The sequence below is a fragment of the Dactylosporangium sp. NPDC049525 genome (genome assembly GCF_040676755.1).
GTDB lineage: Bacteria > Actinomycetota > Actinomycetes > Mycobacteriales > Micromonosporaceae > Dactylosporangium.
In genome coordinates, this window is the sequence record NZ_JBFAPO010000003.1 from 23,032 (window position 1) to 41,098 (window position 18,067).

13 protein-coding genes are annotated in these 18,067 nt (G+C 71.7%); 2 read left to right on the plus strand and 11 right to left on the minus strand.

Annotated elements, in window-relative coordinates; translation table 11 throughout:
• Positions 1 to 37 precede the first annotated feature (37 nt).
• From AB0K00_RS06785 to AB0K00_RS06810, 6 genes are read right to left on the minus strand one after another with little or no spacing between them, the layout of a single operon-like run.
• Complete coding sequence (locus AB0K00_RS06785; protein ID WP_363516517.1) at positions 38 to 2,896, minus strand: hypothetical protein; 2,859 nt, start codon at positions 2,894 to 2,896, stop codon at positions 38 to 40.
• Entirely contained in the window at positions 2,893 to 4,293 is a 1,401-nt protein-coding gene (locus AB0K00_RS06790) for a replication-associated recombination protein A (RefSeq protein WP_363517607.1), read from the minus strand. The genes AB0K00_RS06785 and AB0K00_RS06790 overlap by 4 nt, the downstream gene beginning before the upstream one ends.
• 58 nt (positions 4,294 to 4,351) lie before the next feature.
• A complete protein-coding gene (locus AB0K00_RS06795; protein ID WP_363517610.1) occupies positions 4,352 to 5,128 on the minus strand; it encodes a sugar nucleotide-binding protein in 777 nt (258 codons plus the stop codon).
• A 2-nt stretch (positions 5,129 to 5,130) separates the two neighbouring features.
• Complete coding sequence (gene aspS, locus AB0K00_RS06800; protein WP_363516520.1) at positions 5,131 to 6,951, minus strand: aspartate--tRNA ligase; 1,821 nt, start codon at positions 6,949 to 6,951, stop codon at positions 5,131 to 5,133.
• A 42-nt stretch (positions 6,952 to 6,993) separates the two neighbouring features.
• The gene (gene hisS / locus AB0K00_RS06805) at positions 6,994 to 8,313 is read right to left on the minus strand and encodes a histidine--tRNA ligase (protein WP_363516523.1); all 1,320 of its coding nucleotides are present in this window, start codon (positions 8,311 to 8,313) and stop codon (positions 6,994 to 6,996) included.
• Positions 8,314 to 8,319: 6 nt separating this feature from the next.
• Positions 8,320 to 8,994 (minus strand): MBL fold metallo-hydrolase, encoded by a 675-nt coding sequence (locus AB0K00_RS06810; protein WP_363516525.1) that lies wholly within the window; start codon positions 8,992 to 8,994, stop codon positions 8,320 to 8,322.
• A gap of 181 nt (positions 8,995 to 9,175) precedes the next feature.
• Between AB0K00_RS06810 and AB0K00_RS06815 the strand changes: the two genes are divergently transcribed.
• Together AB0K00_RS06815 and AB0K00_RS06820 are read left to right on the plus strand one after the other, a co-directional pair.
• Positions 9,176 to 10,093, plus strand: a complete 918-nt coding sequence (locus AB0K00_RS06815) for a peptidylprolyl isomerase (RefSeq protein WP_363516528.1) — start codon at positions 9,176 to 9,178, stop codon at positions 10,091 to 10,093.
• Between the two features lie 37 nt (positions 10,094 to 10,130).
• Positions 10,131 to 11,003 (plus strand): peptidylprolyl isomerase, encoded by an 873-nt coding sequence (locus AB0K00_RS06820; RefSeq protein WP_363516531.1) that lies wholly within the window; start codon positions 10,131 to 10,133, stop codon positions 11,001 to 11,003.
• Between the two features lie 85 nt (positions 11,004 to 11,088).
• On the opposite strand, the gene AB0K00_RS06825 is transcribed toward AB0K00_RS06820, so the two are convergent.
• The 5 genes from AB0K00_RS06825 to yajC all read right to left on the minus strand — a co-directional run bounded on the left by AB0K00_RS06825 (position 11,089) and on the right by yajC (position 18,032).
• Positions 11,089 to 13,782, minus strand: coding sequence for a bifunctional (p)ppGpp synthetase/guanosine-3',5'-bis(diphosphate) 3'-pyrophosphohydrolase (locus tag AB0K00_RS06825; protein ID WP_363516534.1), 2,694 nt, complete (start codon positions 13,780 to 13,782; stop codon positions 11,089 to 11,091).
• 167 nt (positions 13,783 to 13,949) lie between these two features.
• Positions 13,950 to 14,504, minus strand: coding sequence for an adenine phosphoribosyltransferase (locus AB0K00_RS06830; protein ID WP_363516537.1), 555 nt, complete (start codon positions 14,502 to 14,504; stop codon positions 13,950 to 13,952).
• 53 nt (positions 14,505 to 14,557) lie between these two features.
• Entirely contained in the window at positions 14,558 to 15,709 is a 1,152-nt protein-coding gene (gene secF, locus AB0K00_RS06835) for a protein translocase subunit SecF (protein WP_363516540.1), read from the minus strand.
• Positions 15,710 to 15,711: 2 nt separating this feature from the next.
• Positions 15,712 to 17,568, minus strand: a complete 1,857-nt coding sequence (gene secD / locus AB0K00_RS06840) for a protein translocase subunit SecD (protein ID WP_363516543.1) — start codon at positions 17,566 to 17,568, stop codon at positions 15,712 to 15,714.
• Positions 17,569 to 17,648: 80 nt separating this feature from the next.
• The gene (yajC, locus tag AB0K00_RS06845; RefSeq protein WP_363517612.1) at positions 17,649 to 18,032 is read right to left on the minus strand and encodes a preprotein translocase subunit YajC; all 384 of its coding nucleotides are present in this window, start codon (positions 18,030 to 18,032) and stop codon (positions 17,649 to 17,651) included.
• Between the last annotated feature and the right edge of the window lie 35 nt (positions 18,033 to 18,067).

The window sequence follows — 18,067 nt, forward strand, 5'->3', positions numbered from 1 at the left end:
TGATGTAGCAGCGCTTCTCGACCGGCCGGTATCGGCGTCAACCGCCGCCCTGCTCCCCACCAGGGCCGTAGCTGATCCGGTTGAAGACCTTGATCGTGGCCACCGCGAGGGGGCAGATCGCGGTCGGCGCCGGGCCGGGACTGTCCATCTCGGACGGCTGCGGGCCGGGCTCCTGTGACGTGGCCGGGCTCGCCGGCGCCTTCGCCGTCGGTTTGCCCGGTGACGCCGGCGGCTGCGACGGGTTCACCGTCGGCCGGGCGTTCTTCACGTCACAGACGGCGGCACGCACCCACAGGTCGAGGACGTACTCGTCGCGCTGCCAGCAGGTCTCGATGCCGTCGACGCCCTCCGCCTGGCAGTCGGGGATGTCCCACTCGACCCAGCCGGCGTCCTTGAGCTTGCCGACGAACGCCCGGTTGGTCTCCTCCGGCCCGCGCGCCGACTCCCACGTCCGCTGCCGGGACCGGCATTCACGGATGCACCACCGGCTGCCGAGGGCACCGTCGGTCGGGTTCCGGGCCGCCCACTCGGGCAGGTTGAGGTTGTCGAGCTCGACGAACACCGGGTCCCGGGTGAACTCGCGGATCACGAAGAACGCCGCGGGCGCGCTGACGACCGCGAGCACCACGAAGATGATCGTGGCGAGACGCAGCTGCCGGACCCGTTTCGCCTGCGCCAGTTGCAGCAGCCCGAACGGCGCGATCTGCGTCGTGGACTCCCAGTCGAACGCGCCCGGGGTGGTGGCCGTCCCCCGGTACGTGGTCGCCGGGTTCCGGTCGAACCGCGCCAGGTCCACGAACGGCTTCGGTGGCGCCTCGCCGGGCTGCCGGACCACGCCGTACGGCGACGGCCGGCCGCCGGGGCCGCCCTGTGGTCCGCCGTGCGGTCCGCCCTGGGGTCCGCGCTGCTGCGGCCCGCCGCGGGGCGCGCCCTGCGGTCCGTTGCCGCGCTGGAAACCCTGGGAGCCGGGCTCCTGCGGCCCGCCGCCCGGTTGTGACCGCCCCTGCGGGCCTGCGCCCTGACCGCGGGTGTGCGGATCGCCGTGGGCACCGTGCTGGGCGCTGTGCTGCGGCCCACCCTTCGGTCCGCCGCCCGGTCCGCCCGGTCCGCCCGGTCCGCCCGGCGCGGCGCCGGGGACGGGACCTGCCGTGGCCTGGATCGGGGCGCCGCCGACCTGGGCGCGCCCGCCCCTGCCCGGCGACCCGGCGACACCCGGCTCTGCGGCGAAACGACCGGTCGCCTCGGCGCCGGACCCGCCGCGGCGCTGCGCCGGTGGGGTGCTGTCGGCGGCGTACCGGCCGGGAACCTCCGCGGCGGCGGCCTCGAACGCCCGGCGTCCGCCGCTCTGCTCCAGGTCGGGCTCGCCGCGACGCGGCTCCGGCACGGCCCGGCGGCCGCGCGACGGCGACTCGTCATCAACCCGCGGCTCGGGCACGGCACGACGGCCACGCGACGGCGACTCGTCATCGACCCGCGGCTCGGGCACGGCCCGACGCCCGCGCGACGGCGACTCGTCATCAACCCGCGGCTCCGGCACGGCCCGACGGCCACGCGACGGCGACTCGTCGTCTGCGCGCCGCTCATCGATGGGCGCGCGGTGGCCGCCCGCCGGTGCTTCGCGGGCCGGCGAGTCCCACGCCGACGGCACCCCGCCGGGCGCTGCGACAGGCCCGGCACCCGGCCGTGCACCCGCACCGGGACCAGCACCGAGACCAGCACCGAGACCAGCACCGAGACCAGGAACAGGACCAGAGCCGGGCACGGCACCGGGCACGGACGTGCGGCCCGTGACGGGCCCGGTGCCGGACGCCGACGGACGGCCGGCAGGGCCGGCGCCCGGACCTCTCGCCCCGGACTCGGCACCCGGCGCGGGCGGGCGGCCCGGGACCTGGGCACCCCCGGACGCCGACGGGCGACCGGTGGACGGTGCGGCGCCGGCGACGGGCATGCGACCGGCGGCGGGCCCGGCCCCAGTGCCTCTGCCCACGGGCTCGGCACCAGGCAGGGGCGCGCGACCGGCGGACGGCACGGGACCTGCCGGCGGTCCGGCGGGCACGGAGCCGGTCGACGGCTCGCGGCGCCCCGCCGGTTCGGCCTTTTGCTGCCACGGTCCGGCGTCGGGGGCGGCGCGGCGCCCCGACGACTGTGAGGTCTCCGGCTGCCACGGTGCCGCGGGCTCCGGCACGCTCCCCCGGCCGCGGGCGGGAACGCCCCCGGACGGCGACTCACGCTCGGCCTCGTCACGACCCGCGGCCCGCCCCCTGGGCCAGGCGGAGGTCGGCTCGGCGGCGCGACGCCCGCCCGCCGGGACGCCCCCGGACGGCGACTCACGCTCAGCGGCGCGCCGCCCGCCCGCGGGCAGGCCGCCGGACGGCGACTCCCGGTCCGGCTCGCTCCTGCCGGCGGCGGGCCGACCGGCCTGCCAGGTCCCGCTCGCCGGTGCCTCCCGCTCGGCGGGCCCACGACGGCCAGCCGCGGGAATGCTGCCCGACGGCGGCTCCACGGGACCACGACGACCAGCGGCCGGAATACCACCCGACGGCGGCTCCACGGGACCACGACGGCCGGCCGCGGGAATGCTGCCCGACGGCGGCTCCGCCGGACCACGACGACCGGCGGCCGGGACACCGCCCGACGGGGACTCGCGCGGCACCTGCCACGCCTGGGTCGGCTCGGCCTGGCGCGGCGGGTCGGGGCGGCGGCGCGGGTCCGCCGGCGGCTGGTCCAGCACGTCGCGGTCGCCGGCGCGGGGGGCGGCCGGCGGCTGCTGCAGGGCGTCCTCGTCGCCTCGGGCGCTGCGGAGTTCGGCGAGCCAGCCGAGGTCCTCGTCGCTCGGGCCTTCTTCGGCCTTGCCGCGGCCACGCCGCTTCTTGGCCTCGTCTCGACCCGATGTCACCGGTGCCGCTCCTCCACCATGCTGGTCACGCCGTCGGTCGCAGGTCCTGCTGCTGGCTCTGTGGTCCCCCGCACGATACGCCGCAGTTTCGGCAATCGTTCCGCCACAGCGCGCTCAGCGCCATGGCCCGTAGGGCGGTAGTACTCCCGGTCGTCGAGCCCTTCCGGGGCGTACCGTTGCGGGACAACGCCTCGGGCATCGTCGTGGGGATATTTGTACCCTTTGCCGTGGCCGAAGTCAGATGCGCCCTTGTAGTGCGAATCGCGTAAATGCGCGGGAACTGCACCACCGTGTCCGGCGCGGACGTCGGCCATCGCGGCGCCGATCGCGACGACGACGGCGTTGGACTTCGGGGCGAGCGCGAGGTGGATCACCGCCTGCGCGAGGACGATCTGGACCTCGGGCAGTCCGACGTATTCGACGGCGTGCGCGGCGGCCGTCGCCGTTTGCAGCGCGGTCGGGTCGGCCATGCCGACGTCCTCGCTGGCGTGCACGACGAGGCGCCGGGCGATGAACCGGGCGTCCTCCCCCGCGACCAGCATCCGCGCCAGGTAGTGCAGGGCCGCGTCGACGTCGGAGCCGCGGATGCTCTTGATGAACGCGCTGACCACGTCGTAGTGCTCGTCGCCGTCCCGGTCGTAGCGCAGCGCGGCCACGTCGACGGCCTGTTCCGCGGTGGCCAGGTCGACCTCGGTGGCGCCCTGCGCGACGGCGGCACCGGCAGCCGCCTCCAACGCGGTGAGGGCCTTTCTGACGTCGCCGAACGCCAGCTGTACCAGATGCGCCTCGGCGTCCGCGGCGAGCGTGACCCGGCCGTCGAGCCCGCGAGGGTCGGCCACGGCGCGGCGGACGAGGGAGCGGACCGCGTCGTCGGTCAGCGGCTCCAGTTTCAGCAGCACGCACCGTGACAGCAGCGGCTTGATGACGGAGAAGAACGGGTTCTCGGTGGTCGCGGCGAGCAGCGTGACGGTGCGGTCCTCGACGGCGGCCAGCAGCGAGTCCTGCTGGGTTTTGCTGAAGCGGTGGACCTCGTCGATGAACAGCACGGTCGGCGGGCCGCCGCGGCGGCGTTCCTTGCGTGCGACATCGATGACCGAGCGGACGTCCTTGACCCCGGAGGTCAGCGCGGACAGGGCCACGAACCGCCGGTCGGTGGCGCCCGCGACGAGGTGCGCGACGGTCGTCTTGCCGGAGCCGGGCGGGCCGTAGAGGATCACCGACATCGGCGCGTCCCCGCCGACGAGCTGCCGCAGCGGCGCGCCAGGCACCAGGAGTTTCTCCTGGCCGATGAGCTCGTCCAGGGTCCGCGGGCGCATCCGCACCGCGAGGGGGGCGTCGCCGGCGACGTCGTCGAAGCCGCCGGTGTGCGCGGGATCGCCGCCACCGGTGGGCTGCACCTCAAACAAGCCGTCCACGGCCCCAGACCCTACATGTTTGCGCTGCGAAACAGATTCGCTAGATGTTACGAAGCGTGAGGCCGAGCAGTCCGACGGCGGCGGACGAGTCGAGGACGACCTTGCCGGGGCGGTGCAGGCCGCTCTCGGCGAGTGTCGATGCGGGCACCGCGGCGGGGTCCAGGCCGTGCCTCAAGGCGACCCGCACACCGAGATCGTGGCGGGACAGCGCCTCTGGGCCGGCGACGTTGAGCACCCCGGCGTAGTCGGTCGCGGCCACCTTGACCAGGGCGGCAGCGAGGTCGTCGACGGCGATCGGGCAGCGGATCTCGTCGGTGAACAGCGCCCCGGACGCGGCGCCCTTCGCCAGGTCCAGGCAGGTGCGTTCGTGCCTGGAAAGCTCGCCACGGCCACCGGAGACGATCAGTGACGTGCGGACCAGGGCCGCGCCCGGGTCGACAGCGGCGACGGCCTCCTCGGCGGCGGCCTTCGCGGCGCCGTAGTCGAACACCGGCGACGGCACGTCCGCCTCCGTGTACGGTGCGTCACGACCCGCGAAGATCGCGTCGGAGGAGACGTGGACGAGGCGGGCGCCGACCGAACGGGCCGCGATCGCCACGTTGGCGGCGCCGGCCGCGACCACCGGCCAGAGATCCTCGGGGGATCCGCCCTTGTTGCCGAGGGTGGTGGCCGTGTGCACGACGGTCGCTGGTCGTACCGACGCGAACAATGCCGACAGGGCACCCAGGTCTCTGATGTCCACCCTGGGTGCCTTCACGGCCCCGCAGCGGGCGGCGACGGCGCCTCCGAGATACCCGGAGGCGCCGGTCACAAGCACCGTCAAGCCTTGACCTCCGCGGGTGCCGCAGCGGGTGCCGCGGCGGCCTTGGGTTTCGCGTCCACGCCGGCCTCGGCGCGCTGCTGCGCGGTGATCGGGGTCGGCGCGCCGGTGAGCGGGTCGAAGCCGCCGCCGGTCTTCGGGAACGCGATCACCTCGCGGATCGAGTCGGCGCCGGCGAGGAGCATGCAGATGCGGTCCCAGCCGAAGGCGATGCCGGCGTGCGGCGGCGGGCCGTACTTGAACGCCTCGAGCAGGAAGCCGAACTTGTCCGCGGCGTCCTCGGCGCCGATGCCGAGGATGTCGAAGACGCGCCGCTGCACGTCGCCGCGGTGGATACGGACCGAGCCGCCGCCGATCTCGTTGCCGTTGCAGACGATGTCGTACGCATACGCGAGGGCCTCGCCCGGTGACTCCTCGAACCGGTCGATCCATTCGCGGTTAGGCGAGGTGAACGGGTGGTGCACGGCCGTCCAGCCCTTCGCGCCGCCGCCGGTGCCGCCGGCCTCGGGGTCGGTCGGCTCGAACATGGGCGCGTCGACGACCCAGCAGAACGACCAGGCCGACTCGTCGACGAGCTTGGCCCGCTTCGCGATCTCGATGCGGGCCGCGCCGAGCAGCTCCTGCGCCTCGCGGCGCTCGGTGGAGGCGGCGAAGAAGACCGCGTCGCCGGGCTTGGCGCCGACGGCGTCGGCGAGGCCGCCGAGGTGCTCGGCGGTGAGGTTCTTCGCGACCGGCCCCTTCGGCTCGCCGGTCTCGGCGTCCAGGACCACGTAGGCGAGGCCGCGGGCGCCGCGGGCCTTCGCCCAGTCCTGCCAGCCGTCGAGCTCCTTGCGGGTCTGGGCGGCGCCGCCGGGCATGACGACCGCGCCGACGTAGCCGCCGGCGTCGATCGCGCCGGCGAACACCCGGAACTCGGTGCCGCGCAGGTAGTCCGTCAGCTCGGTCAGCTCGACGGAGTACCGCAGGTCGGGCTTGTCGGAGCCGTACCGCGACAACGCGTCGTGCCAGGTCAGCTTCGGGATGTCGGCGGTGATCTCGTGCCCGGCGAGGTCGGACCACAGCGCCTTCACGATCGACTCGCCGAGCTCGATGATGTCGTCTTGGGTGACGAACGACATCTCGATGTCCAGCTGCGTGAACTCCGGCTGGCGGTCGGCGCGGAAGCCCTCGTCGCGGTAGCAGCGGGCGATCTGGTAGTACCGCTCCAGGCCGCCGACCATGAGCAGCTGCTTGAACAGCTGCGGCGACTGCGGCAGTGCATACCAGGTGCCGGGCTGCAGCCGGACGGGGACCAGGAAGTCGCGGGCGCCCTCGGGCGTGGAGCGGGTCAGCGTCGGCGTCTCGACCTCGACGAAGTCCCGGTCGGCGAGGAGGTTGCGGGCGATCTGGTTGGCCCGGGAGCGCAGCTTCATCGCCTTGTGCGGGCCGGAGCGGCGCAGGTCGAGGTAGCGGTACCGGTAGCGCACGTCGTCGCTGGCGGCGTCGCCGTCGTCGACGGGCAGCGGCAGCGGCGCGGCCTCCGACAGCACCTCCAGGGCGGTGGCGACGACCTCGACCTCGCCGGTGGGCAGGTCCGGGTTCTCGTTGCCGGCCGGCCGGGCGCGCACCTCGCCGGTGACGAGCACGCAGTACTCGTTGCGCAGCGCGTGCGCGACCTGCATGTCCTCGCGGAACACGACCTGGACCACGCCGGAGGCGTCCCGGAGATCCACGAAGATGACGCCGCCGTGGTCGCGGCGGCGGGCCACCCAGCCGGCGAGCGTCACGGTCGTGCCGGCGTCGCTGCCACGCAGGGTGCCGGACTCATGGGATCGGATCACAGGGACTCTCTCCTTCGTGCTGGGCAGGTCGTAGTCATTCTGTCACCGCAGCGTCGGCGTCATGTCCTCGGCCGGGGGCGCCCACACGGTCGCGTCGCCGGGCACCTGCTCGCCGGAACGGATGTCCTTGACCTGGTCCGGCTGCTCACCGTTGGCGGGGAACCAGACGAACGGAATCCCGCGCCGTTCGGCGTGACGGATCTGTTTGCCGAGCTTCGCCGGCACGGGGGCGACCTCGGTCGCGATGCCCCGGGCGCGCAGCGCGGCGGCGATCCGGTTGCTGGCGGCGCGCTCCTCCTCGGTCCACAGCGCGACGAGGACCGCGGTCGGCACGGGCCGGGAGACGCTGAGCGCGTCGGCCTTGAACAGCAGGCCGAGCAGCCGGGACACGCCGATGGAGATGCCGACGCCGGGGAAGACGTCGCTGCCGGCGCTGGCGAGGTTGTCGTACCGCCCGCCGGAGCAGATCGAGCCGAACTGTTCGAAGCCGGTGAGCTCGGTCTCGTACACGGTGCCGGTGTAGTAGTCGAGGCCCCGGGCGATCTTCAGGGTCGCCTCGACCAGGCCGGGGCTGTGCTCGCGGGCGGTCTCCACGACGGCGACGAGTTCCGCGACGCCCTCGTCGAGCAGTGGGTGCTCGACGCCGAGGCCGCGCACCGCGTCGGCGAAGGACGCGTCGGTGGCCCGGATCGCGGCCAGGGCGAGGCAGGCGTCGGCCTGCGCCTCGCTGGCACCCGCCTTCTGAATTTCGACCGAAACAGCGGCTGGACCGATTTTGTCCAGTTTGTCGACTATTCTGAGAATTTCTTCGGGCTGCTCGAGACCGAGCCCGCGGTAGAAGCCCTCACACAGCTTCCGATTGTTGACCAGGATCTTCACCGGCGGGATCGGCAGCGACCGCAGCGCGTCGCCGATGACCAGGGGGATCTCGGCCTCATAGTGTGCGGGGAGGGTGCCGCGGTCGACGATGTCGATGTCGGCCTGCAGGAACTCGCGGTAGCGCCCCGCCGCCGGGCGCTCGCCGCGCCACACCTTCTGGATCTGGTACCGCCGGAACGGGAACTGGAGCTTTCCGGCATTCTCAAGGACATAACGGGCAAACGGAACGGTCAGGTCGAAGTGCAACCCGAGGTGCTGCTCGTCGTCGCCGTCCGCGGCCTGCAGCCGGCGCAGCGTGTAGACCTCCTTGGAGGTCTCGCCCTTGCGCAGCAGCTGGTCGAGGGGCTCGACCGCGCGCGTCTCCAGGGGCGAGAAGCCATACAGCTCGAACGTGCGGCGCAGCCGGTCCAGGACCTGCTGCTCGGCGAGGCGCTGCTCGGGGAGCCACTCCGGGAACCCGGACAGCGGCGTGGGACGGGTCATCGCTTCCTACCAGCCTTTGTTCGGGGCGCCGCTGGACGCCTCACGCAGATACGGGTTGCGGGCGCGCTCACGGCCGATCGTGGTGTGCGGCCCGTGGCCGGGCAGCACGACGAGCTCGTCGGGCAGTGTGAGCACCTTGTCCCGCAGGCTCGCCATCATCTGCGCCATGCTGCCGCCGGGCAGGTCGGTGCGTCCGATGGAGTCCTGGAACAGCACGTCGCCGGTGAAGCACTCCTGCTCGGACCGGAACATCACGGATCCGCGGGTGTGGCCCGGCGCGTGGTCGACGATCAGCTCCAGCCCGGCTATCTTCAGGATCATCCCGTCCTGCAGCGGGGCCACGTCCTCGGGCTCCGCCCAGGTGAACCTGCCGCCGAACAACGACGTGAGGTCGGCACTGAGGCCCTTGGCGGGGTCGGCGAGCATCTCGCCGTCGTCCGGGTGGATGTATGCGGTGATGCCGCGGGCGCCACAGACCGGCGTGACGGAGAAGGTGTGGTCCAGGTGGCCGTGGGTGAGCAGGACGGCGGCGGGCTGGAGGCGGTGCTGGGCGAGCACCGCGTCGAGCTGCTCGACGACCCCGAACCCGGGGTCGATGACGACGCACTGCTCACCGGGCGCGGGCGCGACCACGTAGCAGTTGGTCCCGAACGCCTCGGCGGGAAAGCCGGCGACGAGCAAGGCGTCTGTCCTCCCTATCAATGGAGCCGTCGATGTCCGTGCAATGACCCCTCAGACCCTATCCGGAGGTCAGGCACAGCGAACCGTGACCGGGCGGCGACCACCATTCCGGTTTCTACCCGTACACTCTGGCGGGCGTGTGACATGGCACCCAAACGTATTTTCCTGGAGGGGAGCACCGGTGGCTTCCAGTAAGAGCCGGCAACGCGCCTTGGCGCGGGCGAAGACCGAGCGGCAGATCGCCCGTCGGGCGGCAGCGGCGAGGCGTCGTCGGCAATGGCAGGCCGGCATCGGCGGGGCGGTGGCACTGACCCTGCTGGTCCTGGCCGTGATCTGGAAGACCGGTGGTTTCGACCCCGAGAAGATTCCGGTGGCGCAATGTTCGTGGACGCCGGTCGATGCCGGCGACGGCGTCAAGGACGTCGGCAAGCCGAGGACCAATGACGTGGTCACCAACGGCGTGAAGACCATGAGCGTCGCGCTCACCCAGGGCACCGTGACCGTCAAGCTCGACCCGAGCAAGGCGAAGTGCACGGTGGAGAGTTTCACGTACCTGGCCGGCAAGAAGTTCTTCGACGGCTCGAAGTGCCACCGGATGCTCAACAACTCGCTGCTGCAGTGCGGCGACCCGTCCGGCACCGGCAGCGGCGGCCCCTCGTACCGCTTCGCGGACGAGAACAACCCGCCGCCCGCCGCCCCGTCGGCGGACCCCTCGGCCGACCCGAGCGCCGCCGCCGACCCCAACGTGCTCTACCCGGCCGGCACCGTCGCGATGGCCAACTCCGGCGTCGACACCAACGGCAGCCAGTTCTTCCTGGTGTTCAAGGACATCATGCTGCCGCCGAACTACACCGTCTTCGGCACGATCGTCGGCGGCATGGACATCCTCACCAAGATCGGCGCGGACGGCACGAAGCCGGGGGCCGACGGCGCGGCGTCCACCGACGGCGAGCCCAAGGACGCAACCAACATCACCACACTGACGGTCACCGACGTCGCCCCGCAGGAGGACCCGACGGCCGCCCCGTCCGCGTCCGTTTCGGCGCCCGCCGCGTCGAGCTCCGCGAGCCCGTCGGCCAGCGCCTCCAGCAAGTCGTAATCCCACCCCAATCCCTGCTGAGCAAGGAGTACCAACCGTGACCTCCAACCGGGACCGCCAGCGCGCCGCAGCGCGTGCGCGGCTGGAGCGGGAGATGGCCGACCGCGCAGAGCGCTCAGCCAGCCGACGGCGCAGGAACACGACGATCGCCGCAACGGCCGGTGGGTTGGTTGTCCTGCTCGGTGTGGCGTGGCTGGTGGTCGTGCTGACCAAGGGCGACGACAAGAAGGGCGAGGAGGCCTCCGCCGCCGCGTCCGCCTCGGCGGCCCCGACCAGCTGCACCTGGCTGCCGCTGGTCGACCCGTCGGCGTCGCCCGCGCCGGAGATCCCCAAGGAGGTGAAGGACGTCGGCACCCCACCGGCGTCCGGCGAGCCCCGCACCGGGTCTCAGATCATGACGATGGACACCAGCGTCGGCACCATCAAGATCAAGGTGGACACCGCCAACGCCCCGTGCGCGGCGGCCAGCTTCACGTACCTGGCCAGCAAGAAGTTCTTCGACGACTCGAAGTGCCACCGCCTGGTGACCCAGAGCATCTACGTCCTGCAGTGCGGCGACCCGTCCGGCACCAGCCTCGGCGGCCCGACGTACCGCTACGCCGAGGAGAACCTGCCGACCGGCCGCCGCCCCGCGTACACCGAGGGCATGGTCGCGATCGCCAAGACGCAGAACCCGGCCAGCAGCGGCAGCCAGTTCTTCATCGTCTACAAGGACATCGAGTCCCTGTCGGCCGACTACACGGTCCTGGGCCGGGTCACCGAGGGCCTGGACCTGATCAAGAAGGTCGCCGAGGCCGGCACCGTGCCGGACCCCGCCGCCTCCGGCGACCCCGCCGCGGCCGCCTCCGGTGACGGCGCCCCGAAGACCGAAGTGAAGATCAAGACCCTGACGATGAGCCCCGCCAGCTGACGCTCCACACCGCAGGAAGGGCCGCAGCTCACCCGAGCTGCGGCCCTTTCGCATTGCTCCGGTCCGGGGACCGATCTGGAACCGGTCAGGCGCCGGAGGTGACGCGGTACGCGTCGTACACGCCGTCGATGCGCCGCACCGCGGCCAGCAGGTGGTTGAGGTGCTTCGGGTCGGCCATCTCGAAGCTGAACCTGCTGATCGCCACCCGGTCGCGGGTCGTCGTGACCGTCGCGGAGAGGATGTTGACCTTCTCCTCGGACAGGACGCGGGTGACGTCGGCGAGGAGCTTGTGCCGGTCGAGGGCCTCGACCTGGATGGCGACGAGGAACGTGGAGGCGCTGGTCGGCTTCCAGTTGACCTCGAGCACGCGCTCCGGCTGCTCCTTGAGGTCGCCGGCGTTGGCGCAGTCGTCGCGGTGGACGCTGACGCCGCCGGAGCGGGTGACGAAGCCGAAGACGGCGTCGCCCGGGACCGGGGTGCAGCAGCGGGCGAGCTTGATCCAGACGTCGTCGACGCCGAGGACCTCGACGCCCGGGTCGGAGGCGGCGGTGCGGGTCCGCGACGGCCGGGTCGGGATCGCGGTCTCGGCGATGTCCTCGACCGCGCCCTCCTCACCGCCGTAACCGGCGACGAGGCGCTGCACGATCGACTGGGCGGAGGCCTGGCCGTCGCCGACGGCGGCGTAGAGGGCCGCGACGTCGGCGAGGTGCAGCTCGCGGGCGATCGTCATCAGCGACTCTGAGGTCAGCAGGCGCTGCAGCGGCAGGCCCTGCTTGCGCATGGCCTTGACGATCGCCTCCTTGCCGGCCTCGATCGCCTCCTCGCGGCGCTCCTTGTTGAAGTACTGCCGGATCTTGGTCCGGGCCCGGGGGCTCTTGACGAAGCCCAGCCAGTCCTGGGTCGGGCCGGCGGTCTCCGACTTCGAGGTGAAGATCTCGATGACGTCGCCGTTGGACAGCGTGCTCTCGAGCGGGACGAGCTTGCCGTTGACCCGGGCGCCGATGCACTTGTGGCCGACCTCGGTGTGCACCGCGTAGGCGAAGTCGACCGGGGTCGAGCCGGTGGTCAGCGCGATCACGTCGCCCTTCGGCGTGAAGACGTAGACCTCCTGGCTGGACAGGTCGAAGCGCAGCGCGTCGAGGAACTCCGACGGGTCGCTGGCCTCCCGCTGCCAGTCCAGCAGCTGCCGCAGCCACGTCATTTCGTCGATGTGGGCGGGCGGGCCGGCGATCGTGGCGTTCTTGGACTCCTTGTAGCGCCAGTGCGCGGCGATGCCGTACTCGGCGGTGCGGTGCATCGCGTAGCTGCGGATCTGCAGCTCGACCGGCTTGCCGGTGGGGCCGATCACGGTGGTGTGCAGCGACTGGTACATGTTGAACTTCGGCATCGCGATGTAGTCCTTGAACCGGCCCGGGACGGGCTGCCAGTTCGCGTGGATGACACCGAGTGCGGCGTAGCAGTCGCGGACCGTGTCGACCAGGATGCGCACGCCGACGAGGTCGTAGATGTCGCCGAAGTCCCGGCCCCGGACGATCATCTTCTGGTAGACCGAGTAGAGGTGCTTCGGCCGGCCGGTGACCTCGGACTTGATCTTCGCCGACTTGAGGTCGGTGGCCACCTTCTGGGTCACGGTGCGCAGCAGCGAGTCACGCTGCGGGGTGTGCTCGGCGATGAGCCGGCTGATCTCGTCGAACCGCTTCGGGAACAGCGTGCGGAACGCCAGGTCCTCCAGCTCCCACTTGATCGTGTTCATGCCGAGGCGGTGCGCCAGCGGCGCGAGGATCTCCAGGGTCTCCTTGGCCTTCTGCTCCTGCTTGGGGCGGGGCAGGAAGGTCAGGGTCCGCATGTTGTGCAGCCGGTCGGCGAGCTTGATGACCAGGACCCGCGGGTCCTTGGCCATGGCGACGACCATCTTGCGGATCGTCTCGGCCTTCGCCGCGTCGCCGAGCTTCACCTTGTCGAGCTTGGTGACGCCGTCGACGAGCAGCGTGACCTCGCCGCCGAAGTCGACCTGGATCCGCTCGATGGTGTATTCGGTGTCCTCGATCGTGTCGTGCAGCAGCGCCGCGACCAGGGTCGTGGTGTCCATGCCCAGGTCGGCGAGGATCGTGGCGACGGCAAGGGGGTGCGTGATGTAGGGGTCGCCGGACTTGCGGTACTGCCCCTTGTGGAAGTGCTCGGCCATGTCATAGGCCCGCTGCAGCAGCCGCACGTCGGCCTTCGGGTGGCTGGCCTTGTGCTGCGCGATCAGCGGCTCGAGGACCTCGCTGACCGACGGGCTCTGCCACGGCGCGTTGAACCGGGCCAGGCGGGCGCGGACGCGGCGGCCGGTGGGCGCGGCGCCGACCAGGCCCAGGGCGGTGCCGGCCATCGAGTTGGCGGCCTCGGTCAGGTCCTCGGTGTCCTCACCGGGCCCGTCCTCGACCACCCGCCGCAGCGGCGCGGGCGACGGCACGGCAGCGGGCGACGGCACGGCGGCAGGCGACGGCACGGCGGCGGGCGGACCCGACGACCCGGCAGGCTCACCACGCCCGGCAGGCTCACCACGCCCGGCAGGCTCACCACGCCCGGCAGACTCACCACGCCCGGCAGACTCACCACGCCCGGCGGGCCGGCTGTAGCCGGGGTCGGTCGAGCGGCGGTTGTGCACCACACCGTCGGGAGTCGGGAACTGCAGCACCACCCCGCCGGCCTCGGCCGTCTCCGGCTCGTTGCCCTGCGGTGCCTGTTGCTGGTCGTCCTGCACGTGGACCGCCTCCGGTGTCGACGCAGCGCCCATCGGCTTGACCGTACCCCCCAGCGGGGATGCGATGTCGCCGGTCACCGGCCACTCCTCATCGCCGTCAACGCATGAACCGCAAGCGTACCCGCCCCTGCCGACATTCCCAGTCCGACGGACGGCCCCAACAACGGTCCGGACATTGCCAGGACATGGTCAGCACATGGTCAGGAGACGGTCAGGAGGGCATGAACCGGACGCGGCGCGATCCGGGCCCGCCCGCCCAGGAACGCGAGCTCCAGCAGCACGCTGAAGCCACTGACCCGGCCGCCGGCGCGTTCGACCAGTCCGAGGGTGGCGGCGGCGGTGCCGCCGGTCGCGAGCACGTCGTCGACGACGAGGACGCGCTCCCCCGCGATGAAGGCGTCCTCGTGGACCTCGAGGACCGCCTCGCCGTACTCCAGGGCGTAGCTCGCCGAGACGGTGGCGCGGGGCAGCTTGCCGGCCTTGCGGACCGGCACGACGCCCTTGCCCGTGGCGTACGCCACGGCCGCCGCGATCACGAACCCGCGGGCCTCGATCCCGGCGACCACGTCGAAGCTGTCCGCGCCGTGCTCGGCGACGATCGCGTCGATGACGGCGGCGAACACCGGGCCGTCGGCGAACAGTGGCATCAGGTCCTTGAACAGGATGCCGGGCTTGGGAAAGTCGGGCACGTCGACGACCTTGCTCGCGACCAGTTCCGAGATCTCCACCGGGTTACCTCCGCGGCAATGCGGCACGGGCGCCGCTGCGAAGCGACGCCCGTGCCGGGTGAACGATGGGGTGGGACGGGTCAGCGCCGGCCGCTGCCGGGCCTGCCGCCGGCCCGGGGGCGCTTCGGCTGCCCGGGGCGGCTGTTGGGGCGGACACCGGGGCGCGGCGATGCACCGGCGAGCTCGGAGCGCTCGGCCGACTTGCCGGAGCCGATCGGCGTGCCGTCGCTGTCGACGGCGGGCGCCTGGGTGGCCTGCTTGGCGAGCGCCGCGCGGCGGTTCGCCACCCGGGTCTCGTGCGCCTGCAGGCGCGGCTCGCGGACCTTGAGCTCCGCGAGGACCGGCGTGGCGAAGAAGATCGAGGAGTAGACCGCGACGCCCATACCGATGAACAGCACCAGACCGAGGTCCTTCAGCGTGCCTGCGCCGAGGAGGCCGGCACCGATGAAGAGCAGGCCGCCGACGGGCAGCAGCGCGACCAGACCGGTGTTGATGGAGCGCATCAGGGTCTGGTTGACCGCCAGGTTGGCGGCCTCCGGGTAGGTGCTGTTGTTGTTGCCGGTGATGCCCCGGGTGTTCTCCTGCACCTTGTCGAACACCACGACGACGTCGTACAGCGCGAAGCCGAGGATCGTCAGGAAGCCGATGACGGTGGAGGGCGTGACCTCGAACCCGACCAGGGAGTAGACGCCGCTGGTGAGCACCAGGTCCAGCAGCAGCGAGGCGATCGCCGCCACGGCCATCCGCCACTCGAAGCGGAACACCAGGTAGGCGGTCACCAGCGCCAGGAAGATCACCAGGCTCTGCAGGGCCTTCTCGGTGACCTGGCCGCCCCAGGAGGTGCTGACGGCGCTGTCGCTGATCTGCTTCGGGTCGATGTTGAAGGTGTCGGCGACCTTCTCCTTGATCTCGGTCTGCCGGGCGGTGTCGGTGATCAGCTCGGTCTTGATGACGTACTGCTGGTCACCGACCGTCTGGCCGGTCTTGACCTCGACGCCGGCGTCGCCGAACGCCTTCTCGACCGACGCGAGCGAGCCGACGCTGGACGGCACGTTGTACTGGTTGCCGCCCTCGAACTCGATGCCGAGCGTGAAGCCCCGGAACGCCATGCTGCCGATCGCGATCAGCAGGGCGATCCCGGCGACGGTGAACCAGAGCCGCCGGCGACCGACGACGTTGACGTTGGCTTCACCACGGTAGAGCCGGGCTGCGATGCCACCTTTGCCGCTCATCGTCAGACCTCCTTCGGGCGGTTACGACGGGGGGCGGAGGGCGCCACACCGGTGCCTGGACGCTGCTCGACGATGCGGCCGAGGCCGGAGACCCTCGGTGACAAGAACGCTTTGCTGCGCGCGAACAACGTCATGATCGGATGGCGGAACAGGAACACGACGACGAGGTCGAGGATGGTCGCGACGCCCAGGGCGAACGCGAAGCCCTTGACCGAGCCGATGGAGAAGAAGTACAGCACCGCGGCGGCGAGCAGGGTGATCGCGTTGGCGGAGATGATCGTGCGGCGGGCCCGGACCCAGGCGCGCGGGACCGCGCTGCGCGGGCTGCGACCGTCGCGGATCTCGTCCTTGAGCCGCTCGAAGTAGATGACGAACGAGTCGGCGGCGACGCCCAGCGACACGATGAAGCCGGCGAACCCGGCGAGCGTCAGGGTGAAGCCCATGGTCCGGCCGAGGATGATCAGGGCCATGTAGACCATCGCGCCGGACAGCACCAGGCTGAGCGTGATGACCAGGCCGAGGAGCCGGTAGTAGAAGAACGAGTACAGCACCACCAGCAGCAGGCCGATGCCGGCGGCGAGGACGCCCGCCTCCAGGTGCGAGCTGCCCAGTGTGGCGGAGATGCTCTGCGCGTCCTGCGGGATGAAGGACAGGGGGAGCGCGCCGTATTGCAGCTGGTTGGCGAGCAGCTCGGTGTCACGCTTGGTGAACTGGCCGGTGATCCGCGCGTCGCCGGGGATGACGCTCTCGATGACCGGCGCGGACACGACGGTGTTGTCCAGCACGACGGCGACCTGCGAGCTGTCGGTGCCGTTGTTCCACGCCTCGCGGGTCAGGTCCGTCCACCGGTCCTGGCCGCCGCCCTTGAAGGAGATCGTGACGATCCACTTGCCGTTGGTCGAGTCGATCGACGAGTCGGCCTTGGACACGTCGGTGCCGAGCACCTTGGCGACGTCGAGCATGTACTTGTAGCCGGGCTGGCACGCGACGGCCTGCTGCTTGTCGTCCCGGATCGAGCCGACCGGGCGCCGGTCGAGCTTGTCGCACGTCACGTACGGGATGTTGAACTGCACCGCCACCGGCAGGACCGCGACCTCTTCGGGGGTCAGCGTCTTGAACGGCGCGTAGAGCTGGGCCTTCGACGGGTCGGCGGCCAGGTCGACCGGTGCGGTCTCCTGGATCGCGGCGGCCATGACGGAGTCGCCGAGCTTCTTCTGCACCGAGGCGCGCAGCTGGGCGACGTCGGGAGCCACGGGCGCCTCGGAGGACGCCGACGCGGCCGCTGAGGCGGACGCGGACGGCGCGGCGGAGGACGCCGGTGCCGAGGGGGACGCGGACGCGGGCGCCGAGGCCGACGTGGACGGCTTCGCGCTGGAGGACGCCGACGCGGAGGGCGAGGCGGGCGCGGACCCGGACGCCGACGGGGAGGCCGAGGCCGAGGCCGACGGGTCGGTCTCACCGGCGTCCGTGGTCTGGTTCAGCACCTTGCGGAAGCGCAGCTCGGCGGTCTGGCCGATCTGCTTCAACCGGTCGTCGCTCTTACCCGGCAGGGAGACGATGATGTTGGAGTTGCCCTCGATGACGACCTCGGCCTCGGAGACACCGAGGCCGTTGACCCGGCTGTCGATGATGTCCTTGGCGGTCTCCATCTGCTTTTTCGTGGGCGGCTTGCCGTTGTCGGTCTTCGCCTGCAGCGTGACCGTGGTCCCGCCGATGAGGTCCAGGCCGAGGTTCGGCTCAAGCCGGTCGCGCCAGCCGCCGTCACCGCCGAACCACACCCAGATGGCGAGCAGAACGAAGATGGTGCCGAGCACACCGAGCTGACGGCCCGGGTGCATCGGTGCCTGAGGTTGTGCCACGGCTGTCGGGTCTCCCTGCACTAACGCCGGCGGGGTGCGCGGCGTGCTTGTTCGTGGTGGTGGCGGCGGTCAGTCAGCGATCAGTCCAGCGACTTGGGCGTGGTCCCAGGCGCCGGCGACTCTTCCTCGATCGTCTCGGTGGCGGCCTCGTCGTCGAGGGCGTCGTCACTGGCGGCCTTCTGGTTCACCTTGCCGATCGCGGCCTTGGCGTATCTGGCGGTGACGCCGGGCGCGATCTCCAGCAGGACGCTGTCGTCCTCGATGCTCACGACGGTGCCATAGAGCCCGCCGACCGTGATGATCTCGTCGCCGACCCCCATCGTCGACTGCATGTTCTGCACTTCCCGGCGGCGGCGCTGCTGCGGGCGGATCATCATGAAGTAGATGAGGACGAACGCCCCGAGAATGAGCAGAAAGCCGGAATACCCTCCGCCACCTGAACCCTGCGCCTCGGCGAACAGCACAATCATGGCCTTCCAGTCGGCTCGGGACCCAGGGG

Coding starts and splice junctions, on each gene's coding strand:
- hisS (WP_363516523.1), bottom strand. CDS start 8,313: ATGACCCGTCCCACGCCGCTGTCCGGGTTCCCGGAGTGGCTCCCCGAG.
- secF (WP_363516540.1), bottom strand. CDS start 15,709: ATGAGCGGCAAAGGTGGCATCGCAGCCCGGCTCTACCGTGGTGAAGCC.
- AB0K00_RS06825 (WP_363516534.1), bottom strand. CDS start 13,782: ATGGGCGCTGCGTCGACACCGGAGGCGGTCCACGTGCAGGACGACCAG.